This is a genomic window from Delftia sp. DT-2, from assembly GCF_028401915.1.
GTDB lineage: Bacteria > Pseudomonadota > Gammaproteobacteria > Burkholderiales > Burkholderiaceae_C > Comamonas > Comamonas tsuruhatensis.
On record NZ_JAQOTI010000020.1, the window covers coordinates 78,314 to 99,172 of the forward strand.

The 20,859-nt window shown below is 62.4% G+C and carries 17 protein-coding genes and 4 pseudogenes; 9 read left to right on the forward strand and 12 right to left on the reverse strand.

All coding sequences use genetic code 11. From position 1 onward, the window contains the following. Positions 1-92: 92 nt before the first annotated feature. Genes PO605_RS27335 through PO605_RS27350 form a run of 4 tightly spaced genes read right to left on the reverse strand, consistent with a single transcriptional unit; the run spans position 93 to position 5,385 of the window. Entirely contained in the window at positions 93-1,202 is a 1,110-nt protein-coding gene (locus tag PO605_RS27335) for a CaiB/BaiF CoA transferase family protein (protein WP_047470321.1), read from the reverse strand. Continuing rightward, the gene (locus PO605_RS27340) at positions 1,199-3,340 is read right to left on the reverse strand and encodes an acetate--CoA ligase family protein (RefSeq protein WP_272207193.1); all 2,142 of its coding nucleotides are present in this window, start codon (positions 3,338-3,340) and stop codon (positions 1,199-1,201) included. The genes PO605_RS27335 and PO605_RS27340 overlap by 4 nt, the downstream gene beginning before the upstream one ends. Before the next feature lie 39 nt (positions 3,341-3,379). Then, on the reverse strand, positions 3,380-4,525 hold the full coding sequence (locus tag PO605_RS27345; RefSeq protein ID WP_047474513.1) for an acyl-CoA dehydrogenase family protein: 1,146 nt from the start codon (positions 4,523-4,525) through the stop codon (positions 3,380-3,382). Positions 4,526-4,563: 38 nt separating this feature from the next. After that, positions 4,564-5,385, reverse strand: a complete 822-nt coding sequence (locus PO605_RS27350; RefSeq protein ID WP_082001647.1) for an IclR family transcriptional regulator — start codon at positions 5,383-5,385, stop codon at positions 4,564-4,566. Between the two features lie 211 nt (positions 5,386-5,596). Between PO605_RS27350 and PO605_RS27355 the strand changes: the two genes are divergently transcribed. The 5 genes from PO605_RS27355 to PO605_RS27375 all read left to right on the forward strand — a co-directional run bounded on the left by PO605_RS27355 (position 5,597) and on the right by PO605_RS27375 (position 9,965). Then, positions 5,597-6,583, forward strand: coding sequence for a Bug family tripartite tricarboxylate transporter substrate binding protein (locus PO605_RS27355; RefSeq protein WP_047474510.1), 987 nt, complete (start codon positions 5,597-5,599; stop codon positions 6,581-6,583). Between the two features lie 69 nt (positions 6,584-6,652). Next, on the forward strand, positions 6,653-7,084 hold the full coding sequence (locus tag PO605_RS27360) for a Zn-ribbon domain-containing OB-fold protein (protein WP_047474509.1): 432 nt from the start codon (positions 6,653-6,655) through the stop codon (positions 7,082-7,084). After that, on the forward strand, positions 7,081-8,235 hold the full coding sequence (locus PO605_RS27365) for a thiolase family protein (protein WP_272207194.1): 1,155 nt from the start codon (positions 7,081-7,083) through the stop codon (positions 8,233-8,235). The genes PO605_RS27360 and PO605_RS27365 overlap by 4 nt, the downstream gene beginning before the upstream one ends. 17 nt (positions 8,236-8,252) lie before the next feature. After that, the gene (locus tag PO605_RS27370) at positions 8,253-9,071 is read left to right on the forward strand and encodes an enoyl-CoA hydratase/isomerase family protein (protein WP_047473914.1); all 819 of its coding nucleotides are present in this window, start codon (positions 8,253-8,255) and stop codon (positions 9,069-9,071) included. A gap of 78 nt (positions 9,072-9,149) precedes the next feature. Further along, entirely contained in the window at positions 9,150-9,965 is an 816-nt protein-coding gene (locus tag PO605_RS27375; protein ID WP_047473915.1) for an SDR family NAD(P)-dependent oxidoreductase, read from the forward strand. An 81-nt stretch (positions 9,966-10,046) separates the two neighbouring features. Here the strand turns inward: PO605_RS27375 and PO605_RS27380 are convergent, their stop codons facing one another. The 6 genes and pseudogenes from PO605_RS27380 to PO605_RS27405 all read right to left on the reverse strand — a co-directional run bounded on the left by PO605_RS27380 (position 10,047) and on the right by PO605_RS27405 (position 14,422). Further along, positions 10,047-10,346, reverse strand: a complete 300-nt coding sequence (locus tag PO605_RS27380) for a putative quinol monooxygenase (protein WP_047473916.1) — start codon at positions 10,344-10,346, stop codon at positions 10,047-10,049. A 56-nt stretch (positions 10,347-10,402) separates the two neighbouring features. Then, positions 10,403-11,167: an SDR family NAD(P)-dependent oxidoreductase gene (locus tag PO605_RS27385; protein WP_231574516.1), complete on the reverse strand. Its 765-nt coding sequence runs from the start codon at positions 11,165-11,167 to the stop codon at positions 10,403-10,405. A 41-nt stretch (positions 11,168-11,208) separates the two neighbouring features. Next, positions 11,209-11,709, reverse strand: coding sequence for a nuclear transport factor 2 family protein (locus PO605_RS27390; protein WP_047473918.1), 501 nt, complete (start codon positions 11,707-11,709; stop codon positions 11,209-11,211). 70 nt (positions 11,710-11,779) lie between these two features. Then, entirely contained in the window at positions 11,780-12,745 is a 966-nt protein-coding gene (locus tag PO605_RS27395; RefSeq protein ID WP_047473919.1) for a Bug family tripartite tricarboxylate transporter substrate binding protein, read from the reverse strand. A gap of 313 nt (positions 12,746-13,058) precedes the next feature. Further along, positions 13,059-13,864, reverse strand: a pseudogene (locus PO605_RS27400) (IS5 family transposase). Between the two features lie 57 nt (positions 13,865-13,921). Next, the gene (locus tag PO605_RS27405) at positions 13,922-14,422 is read right to left on the reverse strand and encodes a hypothetical protein (protein WP_231574353.1); all 501 of its coding nucleotides are present in this window, start codon (positions 14,420-14,422) and stop codon (positions 13,922-13,924) included. Between PO605_RS27405 and PO605_RS27410 the strand changes: the two are divergent. Both PO605_RS27410 and PO605_RS27415 read left to right on the forward strand, forming a co-directional pair. Next, a pseudogene (locus PO605_RS27410) lies at positions 14,417-15,391 on the forward strand (HD-GYP domain-containing protein); the annotation flags it as partial. The gene PO605_RS27405 and the pseudogene PO605_RS27410 sit on opposite strands and share 6 nt — an antisense overlap. Next, positions 15,361-15,795, forward strand: coding sequence for a PAS domain S-box protein (locus PO605_RS27415; protein WP_272207195.1), 435 nt, complete (start codon positions 15,361-15,363; stop codon positions 15,793-15,795). The pseudogene PO605_RS27410 and the gene PO605_RS27415, both read left to right, overlap by 31 nt. Here the strand turns inward: PO605_RS27415 and PO605_RS27420 are convergent. Next, a pseudogene (locus tag PO605_RS27420) lies at positions 15,785-16,652 on the reverse strand (integrase core domain-containing protein); the annotation flags it as partial. The gene PO605_RS27415 and the pseudogene PO605_RS27420 sit on opposite strands and share 11 nt — an antisense overlap. Positions 16,653-17,428: 776 nt before the next feature. Between PO605_RS27420 and PO605_RS27425 the strand changes: the two are divergent. Both PO605_RS27425 and PO605_RS27430 read left to right on the forward strand, forming a co-directional pair. Next, positions 17,429-19,006 carry a hypothetical protein gene (locus PO605_RS27425; protein WP_082001492.1) on the forward strand — a complete coding sequence of 526 codons (1,578 nt, stop codon included), beginning with the start codon at positions 17,429-17,431 and terminating at the stop codon, positions 19,004-19,006. A 58-nt stretch (positions 19,007-19,064) separates the two neighbouring features. Then, positions 19,065-19,867, forward strand: a pseudogene (locus PO605_RS27430) (IS5 family transposase); the annotation flags it as partial. A gap of 610 nt (positions 19,868-20,477) precedes the next feature. On the opposite strand, the gene PO605_RS27435 reads toward PO605_RS27430, so the two are convergent. Next, on the reverse strand, positions 20,478-20,859 hold a 382-nt coding region (locus PO605_RS27435; protein WP_272207196.1), incomplete at its 5' end, for an Ig-like domain-containing protein.

A 20,859-nucleotide genomic window follows, 5' to 3' on the forward strand; every position in this document is an offset into this window, starting at 1 on the left:
GACATGGATGGCTTCAACTGCCGCATCCGTACCTGTAACTGCAATGGTGGCGCGCCGGTAGTAGGTCAGGGCCGGTGCGCGTAGGCCGGCACTCACCTCAGGTACTGCCTTGCGTTATCCAGTGCAGGGGAGCTGACATCGGCTTGCCGGTCCATCCCGGCGAGGTGTACCGGATAGCGCACGAGGGACAACGGCCGGTCGTGTTCAAAAAGCCCTCGCCGGGTGAAATGGGGTAAGGTCGCCAAGTCCGAGGGAGCCACCACGGGAGCGACCGGCAGGTCGTGGCGTGACAGGCGATCGAAAGCCTGGGCGGCATCCTCGCAAGCGAGTTGTTCCCCGATGCGGGTGTTGATGGCATCCGCTTCAGGCTTGCGCGCGCGCAGGTGGAGATAGGCCTCCCCCGCAAAAGGCCCCATGTCCATGGCCTGGCACAGCCGCGCCCAGAAGTGGTCTTCCAGCGCCGCGAGCGAGAGGTATTGCCCATCGCGGCAGCGAAAGGCGCCGTAGGCGGGCTTGACCAGCGTGGCCTGGCGTTGTGCGCCCAGGCCGGTGGCTCCCTCGGCGCCGTAGGCACCCAGGCGGGGATTCATCCAGTGCAAGGCGCAGTCGGCCAGGGCCACGTCCAGGTGCTGGCCCTGTCCGCTCGACTGGCGCTGCAGCAAGGCGGCCAGCGTGGACGACAGGGCGTACATGCCCCCGCACAGATCGGCCACCGGCAGGCCGAAGTTCTGGGTGGGCGACCCGCCGGGCGCGCCCGAAACGGCCAGGACGCCTGCCGCCGACAGGTAGTTGATGTCATGGCCGGGCAGATCGGCCCATGGGCCGGCCTGCCCATAGCCGCTCAGGGACACGTAGACCAATCGCGGGCAGCTCTCACGCAGGCTGGCATAGTCCAGCCCCAGGCGCGCCATGACGCCGGGCCGATAGGACTCGACCAGCACGTCGGCCTCGGACACCAGTGCGCGTATGCGCGCGCGCTGGGCCTCGTCCTTCAGGTCGGCCAGCAAGCTGAGCTTGCCCCGGTTGACCGCATCGAAGCCGCCTGGCCCCATGCGGCGTGCGTTGTCGCCATGGGGCGGGCGCTCGATCTTGATCACGCGTGCGCCCATCTCGGCCAGGCTTTGCGTGAAGAAGGGGCCGGGAAGCAGCTCGCTGAAGTCGATGACCGTGACGCCGGCCAGCGGTGCGGCCATCGCGCTCATGCGCCGCTCCGCTCCAGGATCACGGCGTCCAGTGGCAAGGCGCCCTGGCCCTCTGGCCCGACCCAGATCGGGTTCAGGTCCATCTCCTCCAGGCGATCGGCATGGGCCATCACGAAGTCCGACACGGCCAGCAGCAGCTGCTGGAGGGCAGCGATATCGGCCGGTGGCCGGCCGCGCGCGCCTGCCAGCAGGGGGAAGCAGCGCATCTCGCGCACCATGCTGGCGGCATCGTCCGGCGTGAGCGGCAGCAGCCGCCGCGTGACGTCCCGCAGGATTTCGACGTAGATGCCGCCCAGCCCGAAGGTCATGACATGGCCAAAAACGGGATCGCGCGTGACCCCCGCGATCAGCTCGATGCCCGCGCGTGGCGCCATCTTCTCGATGAGCAGCCCGTCAATGGCCGCGTCCGGCTTGTGCAATGCCACCGACGCCATGATGTGATCCCAGGCTCCCTCCACACCGGCGCCGTCTTCCAGGCCCACGCACACACCGCCGATATCGGATTTGTGGACGATGTCGGCGCTCGCGATCTTGGCGACCACCGGATAGCCCATGGCGTCGGCGAACTGCCGCGCCTCCTTGCGGCTGCGGGCCACGGCGGCCGGCAACAGCCGGATGCCGGCTTGCTGCAGGCGCCGCTTGGCTTCGAATTCCGGCAGGCTTTCGACGGGGCCGGGGGCCAGCACGGGTGCGACGGTGGGCGCAGGCAGGTTGCGCAGCGCCACGGCCGCAGCGCTGCGCTGCCAGCGCCCCCACTCCACCCAGCGGCGGATCGCGGTGACGGCCTTGCCCACCGATCGCGGCGGCGCAAAGCCGCCTGCGACCAGCAGGCGGTAGCCTTCGCCCAGGCGGTCACTCATCCAGATCGGCACGATCGGCGTAGGGCATCGCTGTTGCGCGGCGATGATGGTCTGGGCCATGCGGATGGTGGTTTCGCCATAGTCCAGCGCAATGGGTGCGATGACGCAGCCCAGATGCGGGTCGGCAGCCACCGTGCCGAGCGTCTGCTCGATCAGCTCGGCATCGCTGAGGATGGCGGCGGTGGTGTCCACGGGGTTGCCGATGGCAGCATAGTCGGGCAGCCGCTCTCGCAGCACCCGGGTGGTCTCGGGGGCAAACTCGGCCAGAGTCAGGCCCGCCGTCCCCACGGCGTCGGCGGTCAGCGCCGCAGTGCCGCCGGACGAGCAGTAGATGCCGATCCCCTCCTGCGCACCGGGAAGCCCGCGGGCAAACAGCCAGGCGGTATCGACCAGTTCGTCGATGTCATCCACTTCGATCACCCCGTATTGCTTGAATACGGCGCTGTTGACCTCGGCTGAACCGGTGAGCGATGCCGTGTGCGACTGCGCGGCTTTGCGCCCGTACTCCGACTTGCCGACTTTCAGCGCAATCACGGGCTTGCCATTGTCCGCCGCGCAGCGCAGCGCGGCCAGAAAGCGCGGGCCATCCTTGATGCCTTCGAGCAGGGTCACGATGACCTTGATGTCCGGCGCTGTCGCCATGTACTGGATGAAGTCGGCCACCTGCAGGTCTACCTCATTGCCGGTGGACGCCCACAGGCCGATGCCTATGCCGCGCTCCATGGCCTGCATGACGTTGCGGCCCAGTCCGCCGCCTTGCGTCGCCAGCCCGATGGGGCCCTTGACCAGGTCGTGCGGGAACGAAGGGGAGAACGTCATGCCCAGCCCCTGGTTGACGTTGGTTAGGCCAGGACAGTTGGGGCCGTAGATGCGCATGCCGGCTGCCGCGGCGATGTCCTTGAGTTGCTCTTGCGCGCGCTCGCCCTCTTCGCCGGCCTCTCCGAAGCCGGAGGTCAGGATGATGGCGAAGGGCACGCGCCGCGCCGCGCACTCCTGCACGACGCCCAGGACATTGGCGGCCGGCACGGCAATCACGGCCACATCGGGTGTTTCGGGCAGGCTGGCGATGCTGGGCCAGCAGCGCCGGCCGCGCAGCTCGGTCTTGGTCGGGTTGACAAGGTAGAGCTCGCCGACCGGCGCCGAGTGGTCGATCAGATTGGCCAATGTGCGTCCGCCGATGCTCTGGGGCCTGTCGGAGGCGCCGACCAGGGCAATGGAGCGGGGACGGATGAGGCGCGACAGGTCGCAGGGCGCAAGGTGGGTTGTGGTGTTCGGCATGGGGGCGCTTTTCATGGGGTCCGCAGGTGGGTCGAATACTCAGGCGATGGCCGAGATGCCCAGGATCTCGCGACCGACGATCAGCGTCTGCACTTCCGTCGTGCCCTCAGGGATGGTGCCACCACGGGTGTCCCGGAAGATGCGTTCGATGGGATAGTCGGTGGCATAGCCCAGCCCGCCATGGACCTGCAGCGCCATGCTGGCCACCTCGTGCGCGGCTTCCGTGGCGTAGAGCTTGGCGATGGAGGCAGCGGTACGAGCGTCCTTGCCCGAATCCAGCGCGGCGGCGGCGCGCAGGCCCAGCGCGCGTGCCGCCTCGACGCGAATGGTCATGTCCACGATGAGTTTCTGCACCAACTGGAAGCTGCCGATCGGCTTGCCGAACTGGGTGCGCGTGCGCGCATAGTCGATGGACAGGTCCAGCGCCGATTGCGCGGCGCCCACGGCACCCATGGCGATGTTCACGCGTGCACTGTCCAGGCCGATGAGCATTTTCTTGAGTGCTCCGCCTTCCGTGCCCAGCAGGTTCTCGCGCGGGATCCGGACGTTATCGAAGCCCAGCTCGGCGGTGCCGGTGCTGCGCAGCACCATGGTTTCCACGCGGCGCATCTCGTAGGGCGAGACATCGCGCTCCACCAGGAAGGTAGACAGCTGGCCCTGGCAGTCGGGGCTGAAGGTCCGGGCCACGACGATGCCGAAGTCCCCGAAGGCGCCGTTGGTGATCCACAGCTTGCGGCCGTTGAGCACGTAGTGGTCGCCCTGCAGGTCGGCCCGCGTCTGTACCTGGGCGATGTTGGAGCCGGTGCCCGGTTCGCTGATGGCACTGAAGCACTTGCGCTCATTGGCCAGCAGCGGCTTGAGAAAGCGCTCCTTCTGCGCGGGCGTCGCCTCGGCGGCGAGCTTGTGGATAGCCGCGTTGGTGATGTTTAGCATGGTGCGCAGCGACAGCCAGGTGTAGCCCGCCTCCTCCATCATCAGCGCCCAGGTGATCTGGTCCAGGTCCATGCCCCCTTCCTCCTCGGACAGGCGACCGCCCAGGTAGCCGAATTCCGACAGCGGCTTGAGCAGCTCGAACGGAAATGTGTGAGCCTGGTCATGCTGGGCGACGACGGGCGCCACATGCTCCTTCATGAAGCGGCGGATGTTGTCGCGCAACAGCTCCTGGTCGGCGGTGGGAATGTTCATGGAATGTCTCCTGTTGTATGGATGGAAAAAAATCGGCCCTACGACGTAGAGGCCGGTGTCTTGCGGCCGATGCGCCGCGACGGGCCATGGCCTGCAGAGTGTTCGGAAGCTGCATCGTCCTTGCGCTGGCGGAATATCAGCGCATGGACTTCCTGCAGCGCCTGCAGGCACTGGGCGCGCTGGGCGCGCATGCGATCGGTCGGGCCGGCGACTGAAATGGCCAGCGGCTCGCCACCGGCCAGTCCCGCGACCGCCAGGGCGCTGAGCCCGTCGCTGCCCTCGTTCTCGACCCAGATCCAGCCCTGTTCACGCGCTTGCGCCACCTGGGCCTCCAGCGCTGCAAGGTCGGTGATGGTGCCGCTGGCCAGCGGGCGCAGCGGCTTGAGCCGCAGCTGGCGTGCCGCCTCCTCGGGCGTGCCCAGGGCTAGCACGGCCTTGCCCAGGGCAGACACATGCAGTGCCAGCTTGTCGCCCACGTTCTGCATGTAGCGCAGCGGGTGGCGTCCTTCGGTGAAGGCCAGCACCTTGACGACGCCGTTCTCCAGCCGGCCGCACAGGCCGGTCTCGCCCGTCTTGTCGCGCAGCAGTTCGCAGGCCTCGGCGCCCACGGCGTAGAGCGGGTCGCTGGCCGAGATCTCCCTGGCCACGGCCAGCAACCGGGCCGTGGGATAGAAGCGCCGGCTGCGAGCGGTGCGCAGCAAATACCCCAGTTCGTGAAGGGTGTGCAAGAGGTCCGAGCAACTGCTCTCGGGCAGGTCCATGAGCCGGGCAAGGTCCGAATTGGACAGCTCACGCTTTTCACGGGCGAACACTTCGAGCAAGGTCATCGTACGGGCGGCAGCAGGAACGGTGGTTGGCATGTCATCTCCGATATTTCGTAGGCACGGATCCATCATATCGAAGGTCGAATACGGCTGCCTCTCCGGCAGATGTGTGTGTTTATGCCCGGTTGTCCGGAAAGGGTGAACGAGGTTTTCCTGGGGTTGCGTATCTACGAAATTTTGAAGTAGTCTACGGTAAATCGTAGATATTTCAAGCAAACAGTTTTCACAACCACCCGGAGACAAGCCTGTGAAGCCCTTCTGGAAATCCATCGCCTGCGGTGCGCTTGCACTGCTGGCTGCAGGCGCCGCATCAGCGGCGGGCGATACCGGCAACTGGCCGGCCAAACCCCTGACCTTCATCGTCCCCTTCACCCCTGGCGGCATCACGGACAGCACATCCCGCCTGCTGGCACAAAAGCTGGGGGACAAGCTCGGCCAGCCCGTGGTGGTGGACAACCGGCCCGGCGCGGGCGGCTCCATCGGGGTGGACTACGCCGTGCGCCAGCCGGCGGATGGATACACCCTCATCTACGGCACGCAGGGTACCCAGGCGGCCAACCTGGCGCTCTACAAGAACTTGCGCTACGACCCGATCAAGGATTTCGTTCCCGTCCATGGCATGTCGGAGTCGCCCCTGGTGCTGGCCATCCATCCCGCACGGACCTTCAAGACCGTGCCGCAGCTTGTGGCCTATGCCAAGGCCCATCCCGCAGGCCTGAACTTCGGCTCGGCCGGGCCCGGCACCGCCACGCACCTGACCGCCGAGCTGTTCCAGTCCGCCACGGGCACCAAGATGACCCATGTGCCCTACAAAGGCAGCAGCCCGGCGCTCAACGACCTCATTGCAGGCAACCTCGACCTGGTTTTCGACTACGCCGCCGTGGTCATGCCGCTGGTGCAGGCGGGCAAGCTCAAGGCACTGGCGGTGACCGGCAAGGCGCGGCTGGCCAGCGCGCCTGACCTGCCCACCGTCGGTGAGCTGGGCTACCCCGGCGCCGAGTCCGTGGCCTGGAGTGCCGTCTTCGTCGCGGCTCACACACCGGCCCCCATCGTCAAGCGCCTGGCCGATGCGCTGGGCGAGGCCATCGTCGATCCCGACGTGCTGGCCGTCACAGACAAGAATGGCAGCACGCCCATGCGCGGCATGCGCGGCGACAGGCTCAACGCTTTCGTGAAGTCCGAAGTGACGCGCTGGCGCGAGGTGGTTCAGCGCTCGGGCGCCCGGCTCGAATGACGGCTCAAGCGGGACGCCGACACGCCTTGCAGACCATTGCTTTCCAGACCAATTTCCAAGGAGTCATACATGACAGACGATCTGCGCGGCTTTCGGCCGCGGCATCCCAGCCTCTATCAGCTGGCGGCGGACGGCCGCTCGCTGGAGTTCCTCTACGTGCAGTGCCCGGCCTGCGGGAAGCTCAGCTTCCCGGCCAATGTTCCCGGCTGCGGGCATTGCGGTGATGCGCTGCAGGATGCGCAGACCGTGGCGCGACACGGTGCCGGCACGCTGCTGGAGTTCGTAACCTTGCACGTGCCCTTGCTGCCCGGCCTGCAGACGCCCCGCATTGCGGGGGACATCCGCATCGCAGATGGCCTGGTGGAAGAGGGAGTGATCGCCGTATCCGATGAATCACAGCTGCACGTCGGAATGCAGCTGCGCGCAGTGGCTGTTGCCCAGGCTTCGGCAGAGATATTCGACTGCCGCTTCGTGCCCGCCCAGGCAGGAGGTGCAGCATGAGCAACTGGCTGGACCCTCACGACGGCGTGTACGTTGCCGGCATTGGCATGCATCCCTACCAGTTTCCCAGCGACACGCCCTACACCCATCTCGGTCTTGTGGCCGTGCGTGCCGCACTGGGCGACGCGGGCCTGTCCTGGCCACAGGTGCAAAGCGCCTATGTGGGCACCACCTCGATAGGCATGGCCACGGGGCGGGTCATGCTCCGGCACCTGGGCGCCACGGGACTGGCGGTCACGCAGGTGGAAAACGCGTCCGCTTCCGGCTCGTTCGCTTTCCGCCAGGCCTGCATGGAGATTGCGTCAGGCATCAGCGATGTGGCGCTGGCCGTCGGCGTGGACAAGCACGGTGACGGTCGCCGCGCCGCCGACAAGGAGGGCCTGGCACGCCTGAGCGAGACCGCCACCATTCCGGCCGTGAAGTTCGCCATGATGGCGCGCACCTACCTGCGTGAGCGTCGGGCGGATGCCGCATCCATGGCCAAGGTGGCCGTGAAGAACCATGGCAATGCATCGCTCAACCCTTTCGCCCAATACCGCAAGCCACGCACGCTGGAGCAGGTGCTGGCATCGCCCAAGGTGGCAGGCGACCTGACCGTGCAGCAGTGCTGCCCCCGTGGCGAGGGGGCGGCAGCTGCCCTGCTGGTGTCGGGCCGGGCGCTGCGCCGGCTGGGCCTGGACCCGGCGCGCTGCGTGCGCGTGCGTGCCTCTGCCGCGTGCAGCGAGACCGAGGAAACCGCCTATGGCGCCGCTGCGGTGGACCTGGTCCGCGTCAGCGCCCAGGCGGCCCTGGCGCAGGCAGCCATCTCTGCCCAGACGCTGGACCTGCTGGAGCTGCACGACGCCTTCTCGGTGGAGGAGCTTCTGTACAGCGAAGCCATCGGCGTCTGCGAGCCGGGCGAGGGCGCGGCCTATCTGGAGCGCGGCGATTCGCGAATCGGCGGACGCTGCGCCATCAACGCCTCGGGCGGGCTGATCGGCATGGGCCATCCGCTGGGTCCCACCGGCATCGGCCAGATCGCCGAGATCACGCGCCAGCTGCGTGGCGAAGCCGGTGAACGCCAGCACACACAGGCCCGCTGGGGGATGGCGCACATGATCGGCCTCGGCTCCGTGGCCATTGCCCACGTTCTTTCGGCACCCGGTGCCTGAGTCACAAGGAGAGATGCATGACAAGCAACAGCTGTCCTGACCGCGTCGAACTGCCGACGCTGATCTACGAGGTGCGCGACAGGGTGGCCATCATCACCCTGAACCGACCTGACCGCATGAACACGCTGGGTGGCAGCATGAAGCCGGATCTGGCCCGCGCCTTCTTCGAGCTGGCACGCACGGATGAACGCGTCCGGGCGGTCGTACTGACCGGCGCCGGAGACCGCGCCTTCTGTGCGGGCGCCGATATCAAGGAGCGTGCGGACCAGCAGGTCAACAGCACCGCCTTCTTTCTTGCCCAGAAAGGCACGCACGAGTTGTTCCGCAGTATCGAGGAGTTTGAAAAGCCCGTGCTGGCGGCCCTGAATGGCGTGGCGTTGGGCGGGGGGCTGGAGCTGGCACTGTGCTGCGACCTGCGGCTGGCGTCCTCCTCCGCCAAGCTAGGCCTGCCCGAAGTCCGCCTGGGGGTGATCCCCGCCGCAGGAGGGACACAGCGGCTGCCGCGCCTGATCGGCGAAGCCCGCGCCAAGGCACTGATGCTCATGGCCGCCCAGATCGATGCCGAGCAGGCGCTGCAGTATGGACTGGTCACCCAGGTACTGGCACCCGAAGCGCTGCTGCCCGCCACGCTGGTGCTGGCACAGCAGATCGCGGAGATGCCGCCATTGGCCGTGTGCTTTGCCAAGCGCGCCGTCAATCGCGGCATGCAGACGGACCTGGACAGCGGTCTCGAATTCGAGCGCTATGCGGCCGCACTGCTGGTGGACACGGAGGACCGCAAGGAGGGCATGCGTGCCTTCGTGGAGAAGCGCAAGCCCGTGTTCCACGGCCGCTGAAGACCCAGGGCGCGCATGCACGGAGCCCGTGGCACATCTTTCACATCACATCCCTATTCACATCCAAGGAAAGCTTTCATGAAACTCGGACTCGAATCACAAGTAGCACTGGTGACTGGCGGGGGCCAGGGCGTGGGCCGGCAAATCTGCCTTGAACTGGCCCGCGAAGGCGCACGTGTCGTCGTCAACGACCTGTTTGCCGAGCGTGCGCAGGCGGTCGCCCGCGAAATCCAGGAACTGGGAGGCCAGGCATTGGCCGCCGCGGCCGATATCACCCAGGCCGACCAGGTCCAGCAAATGGTCGAAACCGCCGCGCACCACTTCGACGCGCCGGTGCAGATCCTGGTCAACAACGCGGGCATCATTCCCGAGCGGCGCGAGAAAGGCGGCCGCACGCCGGCGTTCCTGGACATGCCCATGGCCGACTGGGCCAAGATCGTCAACCTGAACGTCTACGGAACCATGCATTGCTGCCTGGCCACCCTGCCCGGCATGGTGGCCAGGAAGGGCGGGCGCATCGTCAACATCATCTCGGAGGCCGGCCGCATCGGCGAAGCCAACATGGCCGTCTATTCCGGCGCGAAGGCGGCCATCGCCGGCTTCGGCAAGGCATTGGCGCGCGAGCATGGCCGCCATGCCATCACGGTCAACGCCATCGCGTTGGGCGCCGTGTCACACGAGGGCATCAAGGACGGGCCGCTGCATATCGACGCCACCGTGCAGAACAACGAACTGCTGGCAAAGATGGTGAACCTGTACCCCATCTCCAAAGGCGTGGGCAGGCTCTCGCGCCCGGACGACATCTCGGGCGTGGTGGCCTTTCTGGCTTCCGAGCGCGCATTGTTCATCACCGGTCAAACCATTGGCGTCTCCGGAGGGTTCACGATGGTTTGAAGATGACGCTGACCGTCTTGCCCCGCCGCGCCCGCTGCGGCGCGGCGCTTGGCGGTCAGGCGTCACTCCCGTTGGCCGGCCTCAGCGCGCGCGGATGGCCTCCGCCTGGTAGGTGGCGATGTGCGGGCTCTCCTCACTCAGCTCGGCCATGGACTGCGCAAAATCCCGCGAAGTCTGCAGATGAAAGTGGGCTTGCAGCGCCGCCATATCGCTCCAGCGCTCCACAAAGACGAAGCGCAGCGGCTGCTGCACATCACGGCTCACTTCGTGGGACACGCAACCCGGCTCCGAGCGGGAGCGCAGAACGTGCTCCACAGCCAGCCGCTGCACAGCGGCCTCCGTGTCCTTGCGAGCGATGACATGGCCTGTCACGATGATCATGGTGAACCCGGTCTGTTTGCAGATGTGGAATAAAGGCAGAGAAGGATGAGGCTGGCCTATCGCGCACTGGTCCCCCCATCAACAGGAATGATGGCCCCCGTCATGTAGCTCGATGCCGGCGACGCCAGCAGCAGCGCTAGTCCCTTGATTTCATGCGGCTCGGCGATCCGGCCCAGCGGGACGTAGGTGCGCATGCGCTCGGCACTCTCCGGCAGGCGCAGGCGCCCGCCGTTGAGTCCTGTCGCAAAGGGGCCGGGAGCGATGGCGTTCACCAGCACGTTGTAGGGCGCCAGCTCCACGGCCGCCTGGCGCACGATGTTGTTGACGGCCGCCTTTGACGCGACGTAGGCATAGCCGGAATGCGCCTCCGAACGCAGCCCTGCAATCGACGAGGTCACGATGATCCGCCCGCAATGGCGGGGCTTCATATGGCGGCTGGCGGCACGCATGGTGGCCAGCACGCCGTCCAGGTTCACCTTGAGCACACGCTCCCAGACCACGGGGTCCACGTTCTGCAGGCCCCCCTGCTCGACCAGAAAGCCGCGCCCGGCGCTCATACCTGCGTTGGCGAACACGCAGTCGATGTGTCCTTGCCCCGCCATCGCGTCCACCACCCGATCCACCTCGGCGCCATCGCTGACGTCCATCACCACCTGCTGCACCTTCTGGTGCGTCTTGCGCAGGCGATGCATCTCGGTGTCCAGCGCCTGCGCGTCGCTGTCCGACAGAACCACGTGCGCCCCAGCCTCGAGCATGGCCTGCGCGATGGCCAGCCCCAGCCCGCTGGCGGCCCCGGTCACCAGCACCCGTTGGCCGCTCATGTCAAAAAGCAAAGGCACGGTCATGGATTCGGCGCTACGCATCAATGAGCCCCCTGGAGAGGAATGAGGTCGTCCCAGCGCTCCGTGGCCTCGATCATGTAGTGCACGCTCAAGGTGACCCGCTGGAACAGCCATTGCCCATTGACCCGGATGTACTCGTCGTCAAACCGTCCCACCACGTAAAAACTCTTGCCGTCCCGCACAGGCCGCCCATCCAGATAACTGGATCCTGTGCCACGGTCCCCTTGCACCTGCACGACATGGCTGTGGATGAACTGCCGGGCCGCCTGGATCGGGAACGAAGCGAAGAAGGCACGGATGCGGTCCTTGCCCCGGACCTCGGCCCGTCCTCCATAGGCCACCACGGCGTCCGGTGCAAACAGCTCATACAGGCGATCTCCTGCATCCTCGTTCACGAGCTCGTGGTAGCGGGCACGCAGCGCGCGGATGGCCTCTATGCTGTCCAACTGCTCGACACGTTGCGCGATGGCCTGGATCTGGCTGTGCAGGGCCGCGAGGTCCTGCGTGGGGATGACTGTCATTGCGACGGCTCCTGCTGGAAACAGTGGAAGTGGTGAAAGTGGCTCATGGGGCAGCCCCTGCAGGCCGCCCTCAAAGACTCGCCCCGGATTTGCGTATCACCTCGGCCCATTTGGCGGCTTCGGTCGCCACGAAGGGCTGGAACACTTCGTGCGGCATCCCCATCTTGACGCTGGACACGGCCTCCAAGGAGGCGGTGACCTCGGGCGAATTCAAGGCATGGCCGACGGCATCCGACAGGCGCTGGATGATGGGCGCCGGTGTATGTGCGGGTGCAAAGACACCGCCCCAGTTCATGGCCACCACGCTCGGAATCCCGGCCTCGGCCATGGTCGGCACCTCGGGCAACGCGGCCAAGCGGCTCGTGCTGGTCACCGCCAGCGCAGCGATCTTTCCATCCCGGATGTGGGCTCTAGATGTCTGGACATAGTCGAACAGCAGGTCGAGATTTCCCGCGATCAGATCGACCAGGGCCGCGGTGCTGGCCTTGTAGGGCACCTGGTTGAAGCGCGCACCGGTCTGGGTCTGGAGCAACTCCAGGCACAGGTGGGCAGACGTCCCATTTCCACCGTAGCCAAAGTTGAGCTTGCCTGGCTGCTGCCTGCCCAGCTCAATGACTTCGGCGACGGTTTTCCACTTCCGGCCCGGGTTGGAAACCAGGACGTTAGCGTTTCCCGTCAGTCCATGAATGGCGACGAAGTCCTTGACCGGGTCATAGCGGATGTTCTTGAACAGCGTGCTATTGGTGCCCTGCGTGCCCTGAGTGCCGACCAGAAGCGTGTAGCCATCAGGCGCGGCGCGCGCCACGAACTCGGCACCAATGGAGCCGCTAACGCCCACCCGATTCTCGATCACGAAGGGCTGGCCCAGATTCTCACTCAACGCCTTCGCGACCAGGCGCGCCTGGACGTCCACCACGCTCCCGGCAGAGAACGGAACGACTAGGGTTATGGGCCGCTGCGGGTAACTGCCCTGCGCGAACACCGGGGGCGGCAGTGCCATGGCCCCAATGGATGCCGAAAAACTGCGACGGTTCATCACGGTTATGCCTCCTTGCCCAATGGATACGGTTGCCCTGCGCGTGAACGCAGGCACTCAAAAGGGCATGACATGCCCCAGACATGTCAACCCTAGCTTCTGAAAATTACGATTATTCGTAAACATCTTCAAAATATCGTAGATCAGAAACTCATGAAGTCCTAGGGCAAACTAGCAAGAATGCTCAGTATTTGTTCAGAAATTGCATATTTCAGGGGTTTTCCCTGTATTAAATTCGTTGATTTCTACGAAATATCGTAGATAAATAGAAGTCCAATAGTGTGTGGGCATCACATGCGATGGCTTAGACTGGCTAACACCACCGATCCACGAAGCGCGCACAGATGATCGCCGCTGCCAGTTTCAGCAGCGCTTCGTGGATATCCAGCCGTCGTTCAAAGCGGATTCGCAGCTTGCCAAAGCCTGCAAACCAGCTGTGCGTCCTCTCCACCACCCACAGGTGTTTGCCCAGCCTCTCGCTGCTCTCAATGCCTCGTCTGGCAATTCGGCCAATGATGCCCCGCTGCCTCAGGTGGGCTCGGCATCGCTTGAAGACGTAGCCTTTGTCGGCGTGCCGCTTTGCAGGTCTTTTACGGGGACGTCCTGCCAAGCCGGTAATCGTAGGAATCGCGTTCATGCACTCCTCGAACATCTTGGAGTCATGCCTGTTCGCACCGCTGACCAAGATCATCAGCGGGATGCCCCTGGCGTCAACAAAGTTGTCTCGCTTGGAGCCAAGCTTGCTTCTGTCCGTCGGGTTGGGCACCGTCTCCTGCTCCCGGGGCTTGGTACCCAGGAGCCATCAATGCTGACCCAGCTCCAATCAATCTGGTTATGTTCACGCAATCGAGTCAGTATGGCCTGGGGTAACCGCTCCCAGACACCAGCAGCGTTCCAGTCGCGCAGGCGCCAACAGCAAGTCATGCCGCTGCCGTAGCCCAGGGATTGGGGAAGGTCTTCCCATGGAATGCCTGTTTGCAGCACGAACAAGATGCCGTTGAGGGCAGCTTCATCGCTGACTGCGAGCTTGCGCGCACCGCCTTTGGCAGAAGGCACGAAGGCTGGGATCAGGGGTTGTAGCTGTCGCCACAGTTCTTTGCTAACGGGTCGTCTTGCCATGAGGGCAGCGAGCATAACTGCTCTGCGGGGGCCTGTGACGAAGTGGTGTTAGCCACTCTAAAAGTGACCGGATATGGGGAACACGTCACTTTTTGGTGCCGGCTGTTTACCCAGAGCGCGTGTCTGGCTGTTTGATATCAGCCGCCCCATCAGTACAGCAAGTACAAAGGCCATGAATCCGGCGGCGATCAGCATGTTTCTGAGGTGCTCGTATGCCTGTTTTGACTCCTCAATGATCTGCTGGGAACGGACGTAGGACAGTTCACTGTAGTGTCCGTTGGCCTCGATCAACTCCGCCATCAAGCGCTGGTACTCGTCGCTCATCTTGCGGATCGCCGCCTCCTTCTGGTTTTGCAGAGCCAGGGCCACGATATCGGTCACAACCGGTCCATAGCGCTGCTCCACGCCCACAATCTTGGCAACCAGATCGCGTGCATCGGCCGCAACATCCTTCAAAGCCATCTTGGCCTGGAGTTCGGCCAGCGAGCTTTTGACATCGGCATGCGCGGAAGTCCAGGCAGCCTTCTCCGCCGTCAGTTCATCAGGCGAGGTAACCAACTCTCGCAACTGGCCGAGTTGGAGTGCGAGCTGCGGCCCGTTGCTTTCGATGAGGAGGTGAAGCGGGCGGCCCGGATCTGCCGCCAGTCCAGGCAGGCGATCACCGCCATGTTCCGCGAGGCGCGCATGGGCAGGGAGATCAACCAGGACGAGGCCCGCTCCGTGGTCGCCGAGATGTCCGAGTCGATCATCCGCAACCCGTGCGCCTTGGTCAGCATCGCCCGGCTCAAGAGCAGCGACGACTACACCTACATGCACTCGGTGGCGGTCTGCGCCTTGATGATCGTGCTGGCACGCCAGCTCGACCTGCCACCGCAGCAGGTGCGCCAGGCGGGCTATGCGGGGCTGCTGCACGATATTGGAAAGATGGCGATCCCCGCCCCCATCCTGAACAAGCCGGGGCGCCTGACCGACAGGGAGTTTGCCGAGGTCCGCGAGCATCCGGCGCGAGGCCTGGAGCTGCTCCTGGCCGGCGGCGTCGATGATCCGGTGGTGCTGGACGTCTGCCTTCACCATCATGAGAAGGTGGATGGCACAGGCTACCCCCACGGGCTGCGCGGCGAGGACATCAGCCTGTTTGCGAAGATGGGCGCGGTCTGCGATGTCTACGACGCCATCACCTCGGACCGCCCCTACAAGCGTGGCTGGGACCCTGCCGAGGCGGTGCACAAGATGGCCGAATGGAGCGCCGGGCACTTCGACAAGACCGTATTCCAGGCCTTCGTCAAAAGCATAGGCATCTACCCGGTGGGCTCTTTGGTGCGGCTGACAACGGGCAGGCTGGGGGTGGTCGTGGACCCTGGCCGCCAGTCCCTGACATGTCCGCAGGTCAAGGTGTTCTATTCCACGGCCAGCGGCATGCGGATGGCACCGGAGACCGTGGACCTGGCCCGGCCCGGGTGCCAGGAGAAGATAGCCAGTCGGGAAGACCCCGCGAAATGGGGTTTCACCGACCTCGATGCCCTGTGAAGCCTGGCCAACAACCCGGTCATCCTGTCCGCCGTCAGCCCCGGCGCAGCGCGCGAGGCGGCCGGCTCGTGGGCTTCGCGGGCAGCGCCGTGGACGTGACGGCCCGCTGGAAGGCGCAGCAGGAGCTGCAGACCCAGCTGGCCTTCCAGCACCTGCTGTTCGAGACCACGCCCCTGCCCATGCTGGTCACCGACGCGGACCACCGCGTGGTACTGGTCAACAAGGCCTGGGAGGACTTCTTCGGCCCCGGCCGCTATGCCGTGCTCGGCCACGAGATCAAGGGCCTGCACTCGCGCGACGATGCCCTGCTGCAGATACGCAGCAACCAGGTCGTGATGCGCTCGGGCCAGCGCATGGTGCTGGAGGCCCGGCTGCCCCACATGGCGTGTTCAGTCCCACAGTGAGATGGTGCGGATGAAGTCTAAAGCGGCTTGGATCTTTTTCCCATGCCTCGCAAATCGTCCGGAATGGTGTCTTCCACCTGAGCGCATTCAAGTGTTTGCCGAAGTTGTAGCTTTGAACCAAGGCCTGGACATGCTCCCGTAGCTGCTCCAGTCCCTCGTACTCGTACGCCTTGATCGTGGATTCCTTGATGGTCCGGTTCATGCGCTCGACCATGCCGTTCGTCAAGGGGTAATATGGCTTGGTGTGCCTTTTATCGAAACCATTGAACCTGCAGATGCGTTCAAAGATGTGACCGATGCATGTGTCGGTGACGCCGCCTCTGAAGCGCTCTTGCCCTGTAAAGGCCATGCCGTTGTCCGTCAGGACGGTATGTATGCGGTACGGAAAGGCAACAAGCACCTGTCGAAGGAACTGCGCTGCATTGGCTTTCGTGGCCCTGTCAAAGAACGCGACATGCGTGAATTTTGAGACGCAATCTATGGCGATAAACATGTGCTGTCTGCCACTGGAGATCTTCATTTCAGCGCTGTCGATGTGCACGAAGCCCAGCGTCGTTTCTTCAAACTTTCCGTGCCTTCGTGGCAGGTGCGTTGCGAGTTGTCGGCTGATTCCGTGACGCTGCAGGCATCGATGCAAGGCGCTGCGGCTGAGCTTGGGTGCTGTCTCCAGGAGCTGTTCCATGAGATCGTACAGCGACAAATGTCCTTGCTTGCGTAACGCAATTGCCAGGTGTTCTTGCTCTTGAGAAAGATGCCGACTTGCTCTGTCCCAAGGACCGATGGGAGCCGGTCGCTAGCTGGAGTTTTGCGCGGATACGCGGCGTTGTGCGGGCGCTGCCATGCAGGCGGATTGCCATAGTGCTTTCTCCTGTTCCAGGCTGAAGAATGCACCATGACTTCCTGGGATTGTACATCTAAATACTCTAGCTACCATGCCCTTTATGGCGCCTATGCTTCACTTGAATGGTCATACATAAAGCACCACGGCGACCAAGTTCAGCGGAGAGCACAGCCAGCAGGCGGTCTCATTGTCCGTCGTTCGCGCATTGAGTGAGTCTCGCTTGAGTCTGTTATTCGACCATCCATTGAAGGTGATGTGCAACTGCACATTCGGCGACAGCGCAAAAAGATCATAGGCAAAGCCTTGCAGTGTTCAGTGGAGGAGGCATAAAGCGTTGGCCTGAAAAACGAATAGTCTAGGGAGACGAGGCTCCCTTTCAGCCACCGGCAAAACCACTTCATCGTTCGCTATGACATAAATTACTGCGATGATTTTTCCAACAGTCTTCCCTGCAGATTATAGAAATTTCAAAAATATTAAGAAAATTCTTAAGCACCAAAAAATCTAGATTCACTAATATCAGGTAGCATTATTTCGAGAAAAGCTGAAAGCATTTCTTTCAAGTTTGATAAATTTAACCTACAAAGGGTATACGAGAATAATTTCATTCCGGTAGAAGTGGGTTTTTATGACGAGCACTTGGAAGCACGGCTATCGCACGTACACATAGGCACAGCCAACGGCTGTGTCTCTGTGGCCAATAATGGTGCAAATGTAAATCACAATGAAGCCAAATATTCCCGATGGCTGAGTTAAATCAAATTGAAAATACATAATGAAGGAGTTCTTTAAATGATTCGCGTTTTATTCAATTTACTATATAAAAATATAAGTAGCAGAGCAGTCAAAAAATCGGGAAAATTATGTATATTTACCAGTTGCCAAATTTTCATGTGCGCCACAATGCTTCTTGTGACAAGTACGACACGGGCGCAAAGCGGCACTATTTTTGTCGACCCGGAATTCAATCCGGGAAAAGGAGTTGCAGGACTAAATCAATGGGTCCACACGCTCGCAGTGCAACCCAAGGATGAAAAAATAATCATCGGTGGATCATTCGATTCTGTGGATGGCATTCCTCGCAAGGGTATCGCCCGCCTGAATGCTGATGGATCCCTAGATGTGGATTTTATTCCAGGTGATGTTAATGAAGTCCGGGCAATTGCGTTGCAGTCTGATGGTCGAATAATAATTGGCGGTCAGTTCACCGATATCAACGGAACGCAGCGCAAAGCCATTGCTCGCCTCAATGCCGACGGCTCACTTGATACCTCTTATGAAGTTGATATAAGGGAAATTTATCCATTTATCTATTCAGTAACTTTGCAGCCCGATGGCAAGGCAATAATATCAGGGATCTTCAGCACTGTTGAAGACATAAAAATTGAGGGAATTGCTCGTGTCAACGTCGATGGTTCACTCGACAAAACTTTTGCCCCTCCTTTTTTGAGCCCACCAATTTACACAGTTGCTGTGCAATCGGATGGTAAGCTGCTCATTGGAGGTGATTTTGGAAGGGTTAATGACCAGCCAACTCATAGTGGCATTGTCCGACTTAATTCCGACGGCTCAATCGACACCACTTTTAATGCAGGCAGTTTATTTCCCACAAGCGTCAGATCCATTGCAATTCAGCCTGATGGCAGGATCGTAATAGCCGGAGGCTTCGAAAGTGTTGATGGTGTGTCTCGCAACAGAATTGCGCGTATCAATTCGGATGGTTCACTGGATGCATCATTTGATCCTGGCGCGGGGGCTGAGGGTGGATATCCCCAGAATATTGCACTGCAGCCTGATGGCAAGGTACTGCTCTCAGGGGATTTTAATATTGTTAGTGGAAAATCCCGCAACAATATTGCGCGCCTTCATACCGATGGCACTCTTGACAATACCTTTGATCCTGGTGAAGGCGCTGACTCCGTAGTGAGCGTTGTCACTCTGCAATCCGATGGAAATGCGCTAATCGGCGGTTTATTTACAAGCTTCAATGGAACGACCCGCAACCGCATTGCACGCCTGCTGATGAATTTGAGCACTACCATGATCGTCACGCCATCCGTCCCAGGGGGGCATGGCGCAATCAGCCCTGCGTCCGCTCAAAGCGTTACTTCTGGCGATTCCGTCAGTTTCACTCTGGAACCAGCCAACGGTTATGTCGTTGATACCGTTGACGGCTCCTGTGGCGGCACGCTCAACGGCAACACCTTCATTACCGCGCCAGTTTTCATGGATTGCAACGTCTTCGCGCGGTTCAAATTGGCAGCTAGTCCGTCCTCGGTGCATCCGGTTCCAATGCTCGCGCCGGCAGCGCTGGCAGGGCTTATTGCGGCGATGGGATTGATCGGTGCGCTTCGGCGACGAATTGCTTAAGAGCGGCTAACACCACTTGGCCAGAAGCCCGCCGCAGAGCGTTAGGCTCGCTGCCCTCATGGCACAACGACCCATAAGCAAAGAACTGTGGCGACAGCTGCAACCTCTCATCCCAGCCTTCGTACCTTCCGCCAGAGGTGGTGCCCGCAAGCTCGCAGTCAGCGATGAAGCCGCTCTCAACGGCATCCTGTTCGTGCTGCAAACAGGCATTCCATGAGAAGACCTTCCCCAATCTCTTGGGTACGGTAGCGGCATGACCTGCTGGCGGCGCCTGCGCGACTGGAATGCCGCTGGTGTGTGGGAACAGTTGCACCAGGCCATACTGACTTGCTTGCGTGAACATGACCAAATCGATTGGAGCCGAGGCAGCATTGATGGCACCTCGGTACTAAGCCCCCGGGGGACCAGGAAACGGGGCCCAACCCGACGGACAGAGGCAAGCTCGGCTCCAAGCGACACATCGTCGTAGATGCCAGAGGCATCCCGCTGGTGATTTTGGTCAGCGTCGCGAACCGGCACGACTCCAAGATGTTCGAGAGGTGCGTGGACGCGATTCCTGCGATTTCAGGCTTGGCAGGGCGCCCCCGCAAAAGACCATCGAAGTTGCACGCCGACAAGGGCTATGACTACAAGCGTTGCCGTGCGCACTTGAGACAACGGGGCATAGCCAGCCGCATTGCCAAGCGAGGCGTTGAGAGTAGCGAGCGGCTTGGCAAGCACCGGTGGGTGGTGGAGCATACCCATGGATGGTTTGCAGGCTTTGGCAAGTTGCGAATCCGCTTTGAACGACGGCTGGATATCCACGAAGCGCTGCTGAAATTGGCAGAGGCGATCATCTGTGCGCGCTTCGTGGATCGGTGGTTTTTGCTGGTGATGCCACTCCTTAGCAGTGAGCGCAGAACGCGTATGCATACGATCTCCACGCTTGGTAGCCTTTGCCCACAAAGGCAATCGCTGGCGGCCTGTACATGCCGGCGAGTATGCCCCTTTTTTTTTCGGCGTCTCGGCCAAGATGTGCCTGTCGTAGGTGCACGCCACACGGCGCATGTCTGCCACCAAGACCTCCTTCAACGTGCTAGGCTGTATGGCCTCGATTGGCAGCTCAGTCTGCAGGTAGTTTTCATCGCGGAAAAGTGGGAATTCGGGTTTTTGCCCCCAGGTGTTTCCATTACGGTTTCGTCGGAGGCCTCGAAGATGTTCTGTAGGTAAGAATCCTGCTGACCAAATGCAATGCCAGGGCGGACTGGCCACGGTCCAGGGTGAACGACACCGCAAGTGTGTGCTTGTTCTTGCGCCAGTCGATCAGGACAGTCACCCGTGTGAGCGATACCAACGGGTACGTCAGCGTCTACTGCGTCTGAACCGACCAAATCGCGTTGATCGCAGAGTGCAAGCACTTGAAGGCCAATGTGCACGCTCTGCTGCGCAAAGATCTGCCGTGTGAGCGCGGGTGCCAGCGGCCGCTGCGGGCTCAGGCCTGCCTTTTCCTCATCCTGCGGCTGGCCAGATAGGCCATGCCGCACAACAGTGCCAGCATGCCACCCTGGCCCAGGCCGGGAACGGCCTGGACATTTCCGGGGCCGGCACCGGGTCCTGGGTCCGTGCCCGGACCGGGGTCGGGAGGATCGGCAGCGATCACCTCGATGGTCACGGATGCTGGTGCGGCAGCGCTCTGGTGCCCGTCGGATACCGTGAAGGCGAAGGTATCGGGTCCGGAGTAGCCGGCCGTCGGCGTGTAGACCAGCGTACCCGTCTGGGGATCGAAGCCGCTGATGACGCCATGGGCGGGGCCGGTGGTGATCTCGAAGCGCAGCGGGTCCGACTCGAAGTCCGTGCCAGCGAGGGTGATGGAC

Excerpts from the sequence above, each read along its gene's own strand:
- PO605_RS27335 (WP_047470321.1), bottom strand. The coding sequence starts at position 1,202 with ATGAGCGCGATGGCCGCACCGCTGGCCGGCGTCACGGTCATCGACTTC.
- PO605_RS27340 (WP_272207193.1), bottom strand. The coding sequence starts at position 3,340 with ATGCCGAACACCACAACCCACCTTGCGCCCTGCGACCTGTCGCGCCTC.
- PO605_RS27345 (WP_047474513.1), bottom strand. The coding sequence starts at position 4,525 with ATGAACATTCCCACCGCCGACCAGGAGCTGTTGCGCGACAACATCCGC.
- PO605_RS27350 (WP_082001647.1), bottom strand. The coding sequence starts at position 5,385 with ATGCCAACCACCGTTCCTGCTGCCGCCCGTACGATGACCTTGCTCGAA.
- PO605_RS27360 (WP_047474509.1), top strand. The coding sequence starts at position 6,653 with ATGACAGACGATCTGCGCGGCTTTCGGCCGCGGCATCCCAGCCTCTAT.
- PO605_RS27365 (WP_272207194.1), top strand. The coding sequence starts at position 7,081 with ATGAGCAACTGGCTGGACCCTCACGACGGCGTGTACGTTGCCGGCATT.
- PO605_RS27370 (WP_047473914.1), top strand. The coding sequence starts at position 8,253 with ATGACAAGCAACAGCTGTCCTGACCGCGTCGAACTGCCGACGCTGATC.
- PO605_RS27375 (WP_047473915.1), top strand. The coding sequence starts at position 9,150 with ATGAAACTCGGACTCGAATCACAAGTAGCACTGGTGACTGGCGGGGGC.
- PO605_RS27380 (WP_047473916.1), bottom strand. The coding sequence starts at position 10,346 with ATGATCATCGTGACAGGCCATGTCATCGCTCGCAAGGACACGGAGGCC.
- PO605_RS27385 (WP_231574516.1), bottom strand. The coding sequence starts at position 11,167 with ATGAGCGGCCAACGGGTGCTGGTGACCGGGGCCGCCAGCGGGCTGGGG.
- PO605_RS27390 (WP_047473918.1), bottom strand. The coding sequence starts at position 11,709 with ATGACAGTCATCCCCACGCAGGACCTCGCGGCCCTGCACAGCCAGATC.
- PO605_RS27395 (WP_047473919.1), bottom strand. The coding sequence starts at position 12,745 with ATGAACCGTCGCAGTTTTTCGGCATCCATTGGGGCCATGGCACTGCCG.
- PO605_RS27415 (WP_272207195.1), top strand. The coding sequence starts at position 15,361 with ATGGGGTTTCACCGACCTCGATGCCCTGTGAAGCCTGGCCAACAACCC.
- PO605_RS27425 (WP_082001492.1), top strand. The coding sequence starts at position 17,429 with ATGATTCGCGTTTTATTCAATTTACTATATAAAAATATAAGTAGCAGA.